The organism is Acinetobacter lwoffii (assembly GCF_024129715.1).
GTDB lineage: Bacteria > Pseudomonadota > Gammaproteobacteria > Pseudomonadales > Moraxellaceae > Acinetobacter > Acinetobacter lwoffii_U.
In genome coordinates, this window is sequence record NZ_JAMXXM010000004.1 from 63331 (window position 1) to 77741 (window position 14411).

The 14411-nt window shown below is 42.2% G+C and carries 9 protein-coding genes; 2 read left to right on the forward strand and 7 right to left on the reverse strand.

All coding sequences use genetic code 11. The annotated features are described in order from the left end of the window. The first annotated feature begins 9 nt into the window (after positions 1-9). Together NI462_RS04835 and NI462_RS04840 are read left to right on the forward strand one after the other, a co-directional pair. Positions 10-3117 (forward strand): efflux RND transporter permease subunit, encoded by a 3108-nt coding sequence (locus NI462_RS04835; RefSeq protein WP_253159365.1) that lies wholly within the window; start codon positions 10-12, stop codon positions 3115-3117. Positions 3118-3213: 96 nt separating this feature from the next. Then, positions 3214-4932: a proline--tRNA ligase gene (locus NI462_RS04840; RefSeq protein ID WP_253159367.1), complete on the forward strand. Its 1719-nt coding sequence runs from the start codon at positions 3214-3216 to the stop codon at positions 4930-4932. 53 nt (positions 4933-4985) lie between these two features. Here NI462_RS04840 and NI462_RS04845 read toward each other — a convergent pair whose 3' ends face one another. From NI462_RS04845 to apbC, 7 genes are all read right to left on the reverse strand, one after another. Then, positions 4986-6269, reverse strand: a complete 1284-nt coding sequence (locus NI462_RS04845; RefSeq protein ID WP_005106243.1) for a hypothetical protein — start codon at positions 6267-6269, stop codon at positions 4986-4988. Positions 6270-6286: 17 nt separating this feature from the next. Then, positions 6287-8572 (reverse strand): hypothetical protein, encoded by a 2286-nt coding sequence (locus NI462_RS04850; protein ID WP_253159369.1) that lies wholly within the window; start codon positions 8570-8572, stop codon positions 6287-6289. A gap of 33 nt (positions 8573-8605) precedes the next feature. Next, positions 8606-9328 (reverse strand): hypothetical protein, encoded by a 723-nt coding sequence (locus NI462_RS04855; protein ID WP_253159371.1) that lies wholly within the window; start codon positions 9326-9328, stop codon positions 8606-8608. 12 nt (positions 9329-9340) lie between these two features. Further along, complete coding sequence (locus NI462_RS04860) at positions 9341-11356, reverse strand: hypothetical protein (RefSeq protein WP_253159373.1); 2016 nt, start codon at positions 11354-11356, stop codon at positions 9341-9343. A 235-nt stretch (positions 11357-11591) separates the two neighbouring features. Continuing rightward, a complete protein-coding gene (gene dcd / locus NI462_RS04865) occupies positions 11592-12161 on the reverse strand; it encodes a dCTP deaminase (RefSeq protein WP_004280726.1) in 570 nt (189 codons plus the stop codon). Positions 12162-12284: 123 nt separating this feature from the next. Next, on the reverse strand, positions 12285-12878 hold the full coding sequence (locus tag NI462_RS04870) for a LysE family translocator (RefSeq protein WP_004732019.1): 594 nt from the start codon (positions 12876-12878) through the stop codon (positions 12285-12287). A 264-nt stretch (positions 12879-13142) separates the two neighbouring features. Next, positions 13143-14402: an iron-sulfur cluster carrier protein ApbC gene (gene apbC, locus NI462_RS04875; protein WP_253159375.1), complete on the reverse strand. Its 1260-nt coding sequence runs from the start codon at positions 14400-14402 to the stop codon at positions 13143-13145. Positions 14403-14411 lie beyond the last annotated feature (9 nt).

Below are 14411 nucleotides of genomic sequence, written 5' to 3' on the forward strand. Positions count from 1 at the left end.
ATCATTGATATGTGGTTTACCCGAATTAGTGTGAAGTATCCGGTTTTCACCATCATGATGATGTTCTGCCTGATGGTGCTGGGGCTGGCTTCATGGCAGCGGATGGGCGTTGAAGAATTTCCTGATGTCGATTTCCCTTTTGTGGTGATCTATACCAATTATCCAGGTGCTTCTCCGGAAACGGTTGAATCGGAAATTACAAAAAAACTTGAAGATCAGATCAATACCATTTCCGGTTTAAAACAGGTGATTTCCCAATCCAGTGAAGGCCTGTCCATCATCACCACCGAATTTAATCTGGATGTCACGTCGACCACTGCAGCTCAAGATGTGCGGGATAAAATCGCCTCTGTGACTGCTGAATTCCGTGATGAAATTCAGGAGCCGATTGTCGAACGTTATGACCCGACGGCGAATGCGGTGATGTCGATCGTATTTGAATCCGACAATATGGATGTAAAAGCGCTCAGTTCTTATCTGGATCAGCGGATTGTGCCACAACTGCGCACAGTCCCTGGGGTCGGAACGGTTAATCTGCTGGGTGATGCACAGCGCCAGATCCGGATTCAGGTGCAACCGCAAAAACTGCAAGCCTTTGGCATCGGTGTGGACAGTGTCATCAATACCTTAAAGGCCGAGAATATCGAAGTCCCGGGGGGGACACTTAAATCGGGTAATTCGGAACTGGTCATTGAAATCAATTCCAAAGTCTTGCATCCCCTCGCCTTCGGCGATCTGGTCATTGCCAATAAAAACGGCGTACCGATTTTCCTGAGACAAGTGGCCAATATTCAAGACAGTCAGGCCGAGCTGGAATCCGCTGCTTTTCTAAATGGCAAAACCGCAGTCGCAATTGATATTCTGCGCAGTTCAGACGCAAACGTCATTGAAGTAGTCGACAAGAGCTACGCAGCTTTAGAAAGCATCAAGGCGCAGCTTCCGCAAGGTACCACTTTACAAGTGGTGGTGGACTCCTCCAAAAGTATCCGCGGCACCATTGGCGATGTAGCCCGTACCATTATTGAAGGTGCGGTACTGGCTGTGCTGATTGTCCTATTATTTTTAGGTTCTTTCCGTTCAACGGTGATTACCGGTTTGACTCTGCCCATTGCACTCTTGGGCACGCTGACATTTATCTGGGCCTTTGGTTTTAGCATCAATATGATGACTTTACTGGCGCTGTCCTTGAGTATTGGTCTGTTGATCGATGATGCGATTGTGGTGCGTGAAAATATTGTCCGGCATGCCGATATGGGCAAAGATCATGTCACTGCCGCGCTCGATGGCACCAAAGAAATTGGCTTAGCCGTACTGGCCACGACATTGACCATTGTTGCCGTCTTCCTGCCTGTGGCCTTTATGGGCGGAATTATTGGCCGTTTTTTCTACCAGTTCGGGGTCACGGTGAGTATGGCCGTTCTGATCTCAATGTTTGTCAGCTTTACCCTGGATCCGATGCTCTCTGCACACTGGGCAGAAAAGAAAAAAGATCCAAACAAAAAACCAGGTCGGGTGAAACGTTTCTTTAGCTGGATCTCTGGCAAGCTAGATGACTTAAGCCATGTCTATGAAAAATTATTAAAACTGGCATTGCGCTTCAGATTAATTACCTTAATGATTGCTGTGGCTTCATTATTTGGTGCTCTGGGTTTATCCAAACTGATCAGCACCGAATTTGTACCGGTTCCCGATAAAGGCGAAATCCGGATCAAGTTTGAAACACCGGTCGATTCATCGCTTGAATATTCTCAGGCCAAACTCCAGCAGGTTGATCAGATTATTCGTCAGCATCCGGATGTCAAAGCCACCTATGGGGTGATTAATGGCGCAACCGACCGCGGTAAAAACCATGTCAGTTTACGGGTGACCGTGACGCCGCGTACCGAACGTGAAAAGACCCTGAATGACTTAAATAATGAATTTCGCCAGCGCCTGCAATCGGTTGCAGGAATCAGCATTACCTCGGTGGCATCCGCCGATGAAACCGTTTCTGGTGGCCAGAAGCCAATCATGATTTCGATCAAAGGCCCGGATCTGGATGAACTGCAAAAAATTTCTGATCGCTTTATGACGGAAATGGCGAAAATTAATGGCATTGTCGATCTGGAAACTTCATTAAAAGAACCCAAGCCAACTCTTGATGTACAGATTAATCGCGTCTTGGCCAGTGATTTAGGTTTATCAGTCAATCAGATTGCCAATGTAGTGCGTCCGCTGATTGCCGGTGATGATGTCACGACCTGGCAGGATGAAAAAGGTGAAACCTATGATGTGAATCTGCGCCTGACCGAAGACCAGCGCAGCTTGCCTAGCGATTTACAGAATATGTATATCACCTCAAATAAAACCGATGCCAATAATCAACCAATTCTGGTTCCACTTTCGAGCGTGGCCAAATTTGAAGAAAAACTCGGTGCCTCGCAGATTAATCGACGTGATCTGGCACGTGAAGTGCTAGTCGAGGCCAATACCTCAGGACGTCCTGCAGGCGACATTGGTACGGATATCAGCCGCTTGCAAGAAAATTTTGATATGCCACCGGGTTATAGTTTCGATACTCAAGGCTCCAATGCCGACATGGCAGAATCCGCAGGTTATGCCCTGACTGCGATTACCCTGTCGATTGTCTTTATCTATATTGTGCTCGGTTCGCAGTTCAACAGTTTTATCCATCCTGCGGCAATTATGGCCTCACTACCATTGTCGCTGATTGGCGTATTTCTGGCCTTGTTCCTGTTTAACTCAACCATGAACCTGTTCTCGATTATCGGCATTATCATGCTGATGGGACTGGTGACCAAGAATGCGATTCTGCTGATCGACTTCATCAAGAAGGCCATGGATCGCGGCGAAGATCGTTATGATGCGATTATTGCCGCTGGTAAAACCCGTTTGCGTCCTATTCTGATGACCACCAGCGCGATGGTTATGGGCATGGTTCCACTTTCCCTAGGGCTAGGTGAAGGTGGCGAACAAAGTGCACCGATGGCGCATGCGGTGATTGGCGGGGTGATTACCTCTACCCTGCTGACCTTGGTGGTGGTGCCGGTGATCTTTACTTACCTGGATGACTTTAAGAATTTTATGCTGCGTCAGGCACGTAAAATCATGGCATAATTTAATGCAACACAATGAGGTGACATTCCCAAAAGCTCACCTCATTTTTTATTGTATAATCCCTGCTTTAACGCTTAATTTTTTAGGACAGTTTCCATGCGCGCGAGTCGCTTTTTATTTGCAACGTTAAGAGAAACCCCGAACGATGCTGAAGTTATTTCCCATCAGCTGATGCTTCGTGCCGGTATGATTCGTAAGTTGGCTTCAGGTCTATACACCTGGTTGCCGATGGGCGTTCGCGTATTAAATAAAGTTGAAGCGATCGTTCGCGAAGAAATGGACAAAGTCGGTTCACTTCAAGTCTATATGCCGGTGACTCAACCTGCATCTTTATGGGAAGAATCAGGTCGTTATGTACAATACGGTCCTGAGCTTTTACGCTTCAACGACCGCCATGGCAACCCATTTGTTCTCGGTCCGACGCATGAAGAAGTGATCACTGACCTTGCACGTAACGAATTAAAAAGCTACAAGCAATTGCCTGCAAACTTCTACCAGGTACAAACCAAATTCCGTGACGAAATTCGTCCACGTTTTGGCGTAATGCGTTCACGTGAATTCATTATGAAAGATGCCTACTCTTTCCATGCCAACCAGGAATCACTGCAACAAACCTACGACGACATGTATGCAGCCTACTGCAAAATCTTCACCCGTCTTGGTTTAGATTTCCGTCCAGTACAAGCAGATACCGGTTCAATCGGTGGTTCAGGTTCTCACGAATTCCACGTACTGGCTTCAAGCGGTGAAGATGATATCGCATTTTCGACTGAATCTGACTATGCAGCCAATATTGAAATGGCAGAAGCAGTACTTGTCGGTGAACGTGCGGCACCGATACAAGAACTCAAACTGGTAGATACACCAAATCAAAAAACCATTGCAGATGTATCAGCATTCTTGGGTACGAACCCTGCTCATTCAGTAAAAGCCTTATTGGTTCAAGGTGTTGCGACTGAAGAAGGTCAAGATGCACCTGTGGTTGCTTTATTCCTTCGTGGTGATCACGAACTGAATGAAATTAAAGCTGAAAAACATCCTTTAATTGCTGCACCTTTGACATTTGCTACTGAAGAACAACTTCAAGCACTTGGCTTAACTGCTGGCTTTGTTGGTCCTCAAGGTCTGGTCGAAAAAGGTATCACCGTCATTGTTGATCGTGCAGCATCCGTATTGTCTGACTTTGTTGCAGGTGCAAATGCAGCAGATCAACACGCAACAGGTGTAAACTGGGAACGTGATGCGCAGTTCACTGAAGTTTATGACCTACGTAACGTGGTTGAAGGCGATCCATCTCCAGATGGTAAAGGTACGCTTCAAATCAAACGTGGTATTGAAGTGGGTCATATCTTCCAGTTGGGTCAAAAATATTCTGAAGCTTTGGGCTGTAAAGTCTTGGGTGAAGATGGCAAACCGTTCACTGTGACAATGGGTTGTTATGGTATTGGCGTGACGCGTGTGGTGGCTTCTGCAATCGAGCAGAACTTTGATGAGAAAGGCATTATCTGGCCAACTGCCATTGCACCGTTTGAAGTTGCCATTGTGCCGATGAATGCGCACAAATCTCCAAGAACTATGGAAGCTGCGGAAGCACTCTATGCTGAATTGCAAGCTGCAGGTTTTGACGTGTTACTCGATGACCGTAATGAACGTCCGGGCGTGAAATTCTCTGATCTTGAGCTTACAGGTATTCCACATCGTATTGTGATTGGTGAAAAAGGCTTGGATGCAGGTACTTTTGAATATAAAGGCCGCCGCGATGCTGAATCAGTAAATATTTCGAAAGAAGAATTATTGGCAAAAATTGCTAAATAATTTTGCTTTCTTATAAAAAATCCCGCGTAATGCGGGATTTTTTATAACTAAACTTAGCAGAATTTATGTCCACCAAAGCAGTTCGGTTTAAAGTTCTGGCCTTGTAAAGTTAAATTAGTAAGAGGGAAATCAAGTAGCGCAGGATTTTTAATTTCCTTTACATCAAGTGCACTTCCTAGCACACAACCAAAAACCAGACTTCCACAATCTCGCACATTAGTGGTTAAATCATGGTTAATTCCTGCAATAGTTTGCTTTAAAACAGCATCTGAAATTGGCACACTATATGAAGGTGAAATACTTCCTAAATCCACTTCATCTTCCATTGCCAGCCACCACCCTTGTTTTGCTGCGACTGCTGCACCAGGCCATAAAATGCTTTGGGATTGCAAGGAGAGTGAAGCTGGATTATTTAAATATAAAGCATGAATAAGTCCGAGATTTTGTTTAACGGTAATGTCTGTCTGTAGCCCGGTTAAGTAGCCTGTAATATCTTTATCTAATTTTAATGCTCCATCCAATAATTCTGCTTTTAATGGTCCTTTAAAATCAATACGACCTACTGTCCCTGTCCCTTTTAGTACAACTTCTTTCATTCTTGTTCCTGACACTATCGTAGCAGGAATAGTAAAAGGTGCTGTTGTAGAATTTAACTGGAAAGCATAATTGCTAGATGTGTAATGTAAATCCAGAGGTAATGGTTGACCTAATATAGTGCCTTTTACCGTGCCCTCAATATTCATTCCAGTTGCAGCATAATCCATGACACGAGGAGCCGTTGTTGCAACTCCTGATGAGGATTTTGTTTTCATATAACCACTGAAACTGTTAATACCATTTGGTGTAGCACTATTTTCTGTCCCCATTGTCAATAGACCCGAAATCTTTTCCGCACTTAAACGAAAACCTAAAACTTCACGTGTAGACGCCTGATTTGGATTTTTTATGGCAAATTGTACAAATGGATTAGTAATCAGAGCTGAGGTCGCGGCACGATCCGCACCATTTGTAGGATTACCACTTAAGGCTATATGATCAATATCAATATCACAGCCGGTTGCACCATTAACACCGCCACACCCGAGCTGTAGCTTTTTTATATTGGCATTAATTTCCATCTCGGCTTCCAAGCCTAATTTATAAAATGAGATATTACTCTGGTCATAAGTAGCTCCTAGATTATCCATCTGGTTAAATCCAGACTGAACCTCCATTGACAATAAAGCCTGCCCATTGACTTCTGAGAGCTCTTGGTCTTCCAATGAGGTTAATGCAGATACCTGGCCACTTAGGCCCATCATAGCTACCACTAGACTTTTTAATATTATTTTTTTCATTTTTCTCATCCTGATTTTTAGCGTGGTGTGATTCCCATCGTGCTACGAATGGTTCCACCCGTCAGTGCAATACTTGCCATGTTTTGCATATTGCCATTGGTCGCCATGGCAAAATTGGTCTTAAATGGTGTTGCAATATTATTTTCATAATTGAGTTTGACCTGATTATCCAAAGTCACTGTATCTGCACTGACACGAACTTTTGCTTTGACACCTAAATGACCTTCCATCCGGTTAAAATTAATTGACGAAGTTTTTAATACCCCGGTTGAATCAATATCTTCATTGGCGATACTAAAATAGCTGCCTAAATTTTTATTATCTGCACTTTCTTCAGTACTTAAAGGCCTAAATTTAAAGTTTGCATCAAATGACAAAAAGTTAGTATCTGGTGAAGTGCTAGTTGGATCTACACCAGGGATAATCAGAAGCTCACCACTTCCATCTAATTTAAAAGCGATATTGGTTAAAACATCATCATGGTTAGAAAAATTATCATGCGGGACATACCCCCCACATTTAGTGACTAATGCATTGGTACAATTATATTTAGAGCCAGGTAATTGACCAATCGCAAGTTCTGCTTTGGCAGCAATCAGTAAATCATCGGCACGAATATAGATCCCTTCATCTTTATAACTAATAATCCCTTCCGACTTGATCAAAGCATCGATATTCCTAAAACCGGCATAATAGTTAACTGCCTCACCATGATCGCCATTTTTACCATCAATCAATATAATCGAGGTTGTGCTTGGCAAACCGGTTTTCTTGTCAATTCCATAGCCTTCTGTAGATGCCATAATGTTATAAGCAATTGCTTGCTTATTGTCTGTTCCATAAGTTGTTCCAGACAACGCAACATTGGCATTTAAATTATAAATAGGAATACCGATTCCCCATGAACCACCATCGCCACCAATTTCCGCCAAAGAGTTATCTGATATAAAACGTGCTTTCGCAGCAATAGACTGAAAATCCATTCCACGTACGGCGATATAAGCAAAATCTTCTCCATTCGTGGTGGTACTGAGTGTCTGTTTAAGTACAATGCTACTACTACCTAAAGTCTTTTGCATATTTTCATTGATTATGAAATCGAGACTTTTTGCAGTAATGGTATTTATATATATATTTCCAAAGTCGATATAAGCATTTTTACCATGTAAGGCACCGGCAGCAGTACGTGTAGTCAATGGTCTGAGCTTGGAAAATTGCACCGCATGGCTTCCCTTACCGGTATGACCAATCTCAAGTGTTGTAGGTGCCATAGTTGCTGGAAGCCCGGTACTATTAGCACCTGTAAAATCTGCAGACAAGCCTAGATTTAACCCACCTTCTCCGACCAGGCCACTGTAACCTGTAGCAGCTTTGTCCTGACGTTCTAGTACACCATTCACCTTGTTACTAACATCAAAAGTACCTATCTGGGTTTGATCGGCACTCATCGATAATCTTGCGTTAGTGACTGCACCCGAAGCCCCTAAACGCATAATATTTTTACGTTCATTATTTGGCGTGTTATAACGCAAGTCAATATTAACCCCTGGATTGGTCGGATTAACCCGGTCAGCCGTGATATCGGTCATATCTTCAGCACGCTTTAGATCCACATAATGATCTTGACTGCCATTTCGTGTGGTCAGTACCACGCCTTCATCCGGGTCAATGTACATATATCCTTGACCCGCGAAGTTAAAGTTAAAGTCATTCAAAATCAGACTATTTTCACCTAATTTATGACTAATCGTGGCATTTTTAAGTTGAAAATCGATACTGGCAATTGAATCTTTATTAAATAGACCTGCACTGGTTTGTAATAGCACACTAAGCGGTGTAGAGGTACTAATCCCTAATGCCCCCAAACTTTGATTAGATTGAGTACCCGCAGTCCGAATACTATTCGCAGATTGACTACATGGATTGGTCGTACAGGCGATCTTTACCAATTTTAAATCTGCAGTGGCTTGAAAGGGTGAAACACTTGCAGCTAGCCGAAGTCCTGCCCCTTGTGAAGTGGCACCTACATCTATTTCAAGTTGACTAATGATTGGTTTATTATCTTTTCCAATAATCTCAACATTATGTAGACCTAAGCCCATTTTAGTATTGGCAGTTGGATTTGAATCATACCAATTGGCTTGAGCAATACTGGCTTTAGAGATTTCATGAGTAATCACCATACCATCTTGTCCAGTGACTTCACTCAATTCCTGCTCTTCAATAGTTTCAAGTGCATAACCTTGTTGTATAAGACACATGCATACCGTTAGCAATTTCAACTTTATTGTTGTTTTTTTCATTTTTATATCCTTATGCTGTACTTGACGTTATTACTAACAACGACTTTGTGCCCCACCTGTACAGTTATAACCAAATATTTTCAAATTGCCTGACATATGCAGATTTCCATGAACGTTCAACCCCATAAATCCTTTTTCAGCATCTTGATCAAACGAAGGAACATCTTGGGGCGAGGTTGTATAAGTTCCATCGGCATTATAGGTACGCCCTGTATACGTACTATAAACACCTGTATTGGCATAACCTTCCAAGGCGCCAGCACCTGTACCCGTTTCAATGGAAACTGTATTAAAGCCTAAATTACGGATCTTTAAAGGCTGGTTATCATAAAAGGTAATTTGCATCGCCGTTTGTGGTTCATTACGATGATTAATGATGGTTGTCCCATCGATCGAAAACTTATCAATCTGAATCGTGCCTTGAATGCCTTTAAAGACTAACCACTTTTTATTTCCATTGGCATCGACATGGTTATTCGGCGCTATTGCCAGACGGCAAAATTGTTTTGTTGTTCCACAAGCGGTGGGATCTAGAACATAAAATACTTCTAGCGGGTTGCCACTTCCATCAAGCCGAGAAATTTTATCTTTACTTAAATCTGTCGCATAAACATGGTTTAAAGATAAAGTCCAGTTAAGATCTGCTCCGCCCTGCCCCACTGTATTGGTTAATGCTTGCTGATCAAGGGCTTCCAATCCGGCAAGACTGGCCATAGAAGTACATAATAATGCACAGAGTGTTACTAATTTGAACATTCTTATACTCCCTTAAAGACCAGTTGTTCTAATTTTCAGATGCTGAATCAGGACACCATCAATGACAGCAGATCCAAAATTCTTACTTATACCATCAGTATTTTTAAATACGATTCCTGTTGAATTCACACCATCCTTGGCGCGCAGCATATTTGTCCCTGAGATACGCTCTGTAGTCCCTATTGAGATGCTACTGTGAGTCGCATTACGCCCTTGATAAAGTGCGGTGGTATCTGATGCATTATTTTTAATCGGTGTACCACAACTATAGACATTACAGGTCGAACCCTTTAAATCTGTTGTGCCCAGTCCGCCTCCATAATTCTGATAGACTTGATTATAAATAGCAGGAATATTGGGAATCCGTGTCACTTCTAAAATAATATTATTGCCTTCTGAACCGACCACGAAAGGTTGGTACATATTACCAAGCACCAAATTAATATTTGGGCTATATAAATATAAACCTTCAGAATCATGAAATATTGGAGCATCACTTCCATTTAAGGCCGGGGTCGGGACATTACCATCAAGTGCATCTGTTTTTGCTGCGGTACTGAGACGAATACCTTTACTGTTAAGATTACTATCGCTACTGCTTAGAGTTTCTGGTCGATCATTGGTATTCAGACGAACAATACTCGCCATACCCAATGTTTGGCTGTAATTTTTATTGTCAGATTCTAAGGTTTGGAATAACCGAACTTGCGAGCCATTAAAACTCAGACCATTGGCAACAAATTGGGTTCTTAATCGGTAATCCGTATCAAGTCCTGATATTGGCCCACCTGTTATAGGATCTACAAGATTAGAGGAGTCAAGCGCGCGCGCAAAAATATCACTCCAGAAGCCCAGCTTGATATTATTATCACTTTCGCCCCCTGCGATTGGACTTAATGGGGCTTCCAAAGCAATATAGCCTACATCTTTAGCAGCGTCCTTAAACTGTTTGACGTTTTCAGTTCCTGCCCGAAATAACCAAGGATTATCTGCTGATCCCCAGCTAAAACCCTGATTACTGTATCGTGTGCTTAAAGAACCATCGCTTTTCGATAATGCCAGACCATAAATAAATACATCAGCTTTAGTTCGTAAAGTGCTCACAGAACTTTTAGCAGCTTCAGCTTTAGCAACCTGATCTGCTTTAGCAATGATTTCAGCCATAGCAGCACTATCTGCATCCTTCATCATTCCGGCTAAAGCAGCTTCCAATTTTTTATCGTAGTCTGCTTTAATTAGTGCAAGAATTCTTGCATCTACAATCGCTCCAATAATATTTTGTCTATCAACAGTCGTACTCCATTCAGTTGAAGGAATTGATTTCGTCGCATCCTTACCATAAAGAAGGTCAATCATTTCCAATGTATTTGTTTTGGCCTTATTATCTAAACCAATTAGATTCCCCGGTGAGTGATCAAACATTGTTGTGCCATCATCGACTAGACTATATTGAATTAAAGCGGGTTTACCGGCTCCATTATAATAATCATCACGACGTTGGTCATAATAGGCTTTCATAAAGTCTGTATTATAATAATAATCGACTAATTCTTGCTTAAATGCGTCCCGGTTTGTTTGTGTATCATGAGTATTCTTAATCGTATTATAGTTATTATTATAAAAATCAGTTTTTAACGTATCATAGGCTTGCTGATACTCAGTTGCATAATTCTGCGTTCTTTCAACATGAAAAGCATTATCATATGTAGATTTATAAACTTTGTCGTATACACGCTGCCCAAGTTGGTTGTAATTCTCACCCGTCGGGATAATACGAATAAAGCCTGTATCTGCTTGTCCGGGGTTTTCAATGCCTCTGGCATAACTAGAACTAGCAGAAAGATCTTTAGGACCTTGAAACACCATTTTAAAATCATCAAGTACCAGCGCAACACCCTCACCGGTGGTGTCAGAAAGAGAAGAATCTGATAATTCCTGCATCGCATGTGCAGAAGGCAACAGGCTGAAACCGATTGTCATCGCCAAATAACTTTTGCGAAATTTAAATATATCTTTTATCTGAGCCATCTCACTCTTTCCTTTTTATTCGATGCTCCGCACCTTTATGCTTCAGCTTCCCAGCCGCCAATCTTTGATTTTTTATAATGCATCGCATCTTTTTTATGGTTATGCGGAATCCATTATGCTGATTTTTGATACAGATGCCAAAGCCAATTAGGCGAAAAATAGCAGTTTCCGATGAATGAAAATCTCAAAAAAATAAACGGGACATAAAGTCCCGTCATTCAATATTTTAAAACAATTAGGTCTTCGGCAAAGTAACGCCTGTCTGACCTTGATATTTACCACCACGATCTTTATATGAGGTTTCACAGACTTCATCAGATTCAAAAAACAGCATCTGCGCTACACCTTCACCTGCATAAATACGCGCAGGAAGATTGGTAGTATTTGAAAACTCTAAAGTGACGTGTCCTTCCCACTCTGGCTCAAGCGGAGTCACGTTAACAATGATGCCACAACGCGCATAAGTAGACTTGCCCAAGCACACGGTCAAGACATTACGTGGAATGCGGAAATATTCGATGGTACGCGCCAAAGCAAACGAGTTAGGCGGAATGATACAGACATCCGACTCGATATCAATAAAGCTGCGTTCATCAAAGTTCTTCGGATCGACAATTGCAGAATGCACATTGGTGAATACTTTAAATTCACGTGCACAACGCACGTCATAACCATAGCTGGATACGCCATACGAAATCAGCTTTTGACCATTTTCATCCAAACGTACCTGGTTTTCTGCATACGGTTCAATCATGCCGTGTTTTTCGCTCATTTCGCGAATCCAACGATCAGACTTAATTGCCATTGATATAATCCAAAAATCTTAAGAACAAGTTATTGCGACGTACTTTAACTGAAATTGACACTAATGAAAATAAGTGAAAGGCTTAGAGCTAAAGTTGCCAAAAAATTGCTGATTGAGATCAGCTTATAAACTTAAAAGTGCAGAATAGCTTAAAGGAATGGAAAAGCTCATTAATACCAGCGAAGCCGTTTTCTGCAGGTTTTTCTGATTGAGCCAGCGACTGTTTTTTCTGGCCAGGATTGAACCCAGAAAAGTCCAGAAGAATGCAATCGGGATCAACAGAAGCAAGAAAACCAGCATATGAGTCACATAATGTTGGCCGCTTTTCCAGACAATGACAGGAAAGATCGCTGAGGCAAATAAAAGTGCTTTAGGATTAAGCAAGGTTGCCAAAAATAATTCTCGTGCGCGAATCGAGACATTTTCAAGATTTTCGCTTATTTCTGCAGTCCGCCATAATTTCACAGCGAGAAATAGAATATAGCCAGCACTAAAAAGTTTGAGAATGGTCGGTAAAAGCGGAAGATGAACGGAAATTTTTCCGATCAGAATGCCCCATAAGCTAATGGCAATCAGATAACCAAAGGCTTCCGCAGGAATTAAACGAAATGTTTTTTTAAATCCGACCTGAATGCCTGAAGATGCCAATAAGGTATTGGTTGGGCCTGGTGTTAAAAGAATGGTTGCCACTAAACCAATAAAAAACCATGAAATCATAGTTTGACCTCGCTCTAATCCGAGTAGCATAGAAGAATTCGGTCAGTGCTGCAAAAAAATAATTGTAAGAGAACATATGATCTAAAATTTAAATTTATTTATTTTAATTAATTCAAATGTTTATATAAGCTTTCAGGATAAACACCCGATAGTCATTTCAGTCAATTTCGATCATTTAAATCGAGCTAATTTTAAAAATAAGAAATAAGAAATAAGAAGCCCTAGCTTTTAGCTAAGGCTTAAATATCTGAATTGTCTGTAGAATTAAAAAATTCGACTATGGTCTTTCTCTGCTTTAGGTAACTGCGCTGCAATTTTCTCTGCAATCAGCATATAGCTTTCTGCAGCAGCATCTCCCGCGATCACTGACGGCGTTCCAGCATCGGCATTTTCACGAATTTTAGCATCCAAAGGTAAACGACCCAATAATGGGACTTGATATTGCTCAGACAGTTTATCGCCACCGCCTGTACCAAAAATCTGTTCCTCAAAACCACAATTTGAGCAGATATGGGTCGACATGTTTTCAATCACGCCCATGATCGGAATCTGCACGCGGTTAAACAATTCAATGCCTTTGGTCGCATCCAGCAAGGCCACGTTTTGTGGCGTTGTCACAATTACTGCGCCCGTTACCGGAATACGCTGCGCGAGAGTTAACTGGATATCACCTGTGCCAGGTGGCATATCAATCATCAGCACATCAAGGTCTGGCCATAGGGTCTGATTGAATAACTGCATTAATGCACCCGTGGCTTTTGGACCACGCCAGGCGACTGGAGTATTGTGATCTCCAGTTAAATGGCCAATTGATAATACCGCCATCCCATAGGCTTCGATAGGGACAAACTGCTCTGCTTCGATCATTGGCGTTTTGCCGGCATTGCCGAGCATAGTCGGAATACTTGGGCCGTAAATATCGGCATCTAGTACGCCTACGCGCAGGCCTAATTTCTGTAGAGCCAAAGCCAGATTTACAGTCGTGGTCGATTTACCTACGCCACCTTTACCAGATGACACCAGAATCACATTTTGAATCCTTGGGTGTTTTGGAACATCACGCTGTTGCGGCGCAGCTTTTTGAATAGGTGGATTATTTGGATCAGCTTCTTCTGTTTTTGCAGGCTGTGCCGACGCATCAACCACAGGGGGAAGATTGGGTTTTGCTTCCGCTTTAGGCGCGCTTGAACAACTTTCACCTTCAGCATGGTTATGCCCGCAACCCCCTTCTTTCTTATGTCCAGTTTTCTGCTGAATCACATGCATATTCAGTTCTTGAATACCACATTTTTGCAAAGCTTCCGCCAGTTCATCATGAATCTGTTGCAGCTGCGCTTTTTCTTCGGGATAGGTATTCAAAGTGATTTGCAGAATCTCACCCTGTACATTCACCTGAGTAATACGATCTTTCAAGGCATTGCTGGAATTTGGCAAGATATAGTTTTGCAGTACGCTCTGCACAGCTTCTTCGTTCACCTCCTTGGAAGGCGAAAAAACCGATTTAAGCGAAGAAAGCCAGGACATAGGTTACTC

Coding starts and splice junctions, on each gene's coding strand:
- NI462_RS04835 (WP_253159365.1), top strand. CDS start 10: ATGTGGTTTACCCGAATTAGTGTGAAGTATCCGGTTTTCACCATCATG.
- NI462_RS04840 (WP_253159367.1), top strand. CDS start 3,214: ATGCGCGCGAGTCGCTTTTTATTTGCAACGTTAAGAGAAACCCCGAAC.
- NI462_RS04845 (WP_005106243.1), bottom strand. CDS start 6,269: ATGAAAAAAATAATATTAAAAAGTCTAGTGGTAGCTATGATGGGCCTA.
- NI462_RS04850 (WP_253159369.1), bottom strand. CDS start 8,572: ATGAAAAAAACAACAATAAAGTTGAAATTGCTAACGGTATGCATGTGT.
- NI462_RS04855 (WP_253159371.1), bottom strand. CDS start 9,328: ATGTTCAAATTAGTAACACTCTGTGCATTATTATGTACTTCTATGGCC.
- NI462_RS04860 (WP_253159373.1), bottom strand. CDS start 11,356: ATGGCTCAGATAAAAGATATATTTAAATTTCGCAAAAGTTATTTGGCG.
- dcd (WP_004280726.1), bottom strand. CDS start 12,161: ATGGCAATTAAGTCTGATCGTTGGATTCGCGAAATGAGCGAAAAACAC.
- NI462_RS04870 (WP_004732019.1), bottom strand. CDS start 12,878: ATGATTTCATGGTTTTTTATTGGTTTAGTGGCAACCATTCTTTTAACA.
- apbC (WP_253159375.1), bottom strand. CDS start 14,402: ATGTCCTGGCTTTCTTCGCTTAAATCGGTTTTTTCGCCTTCCAAGGAG.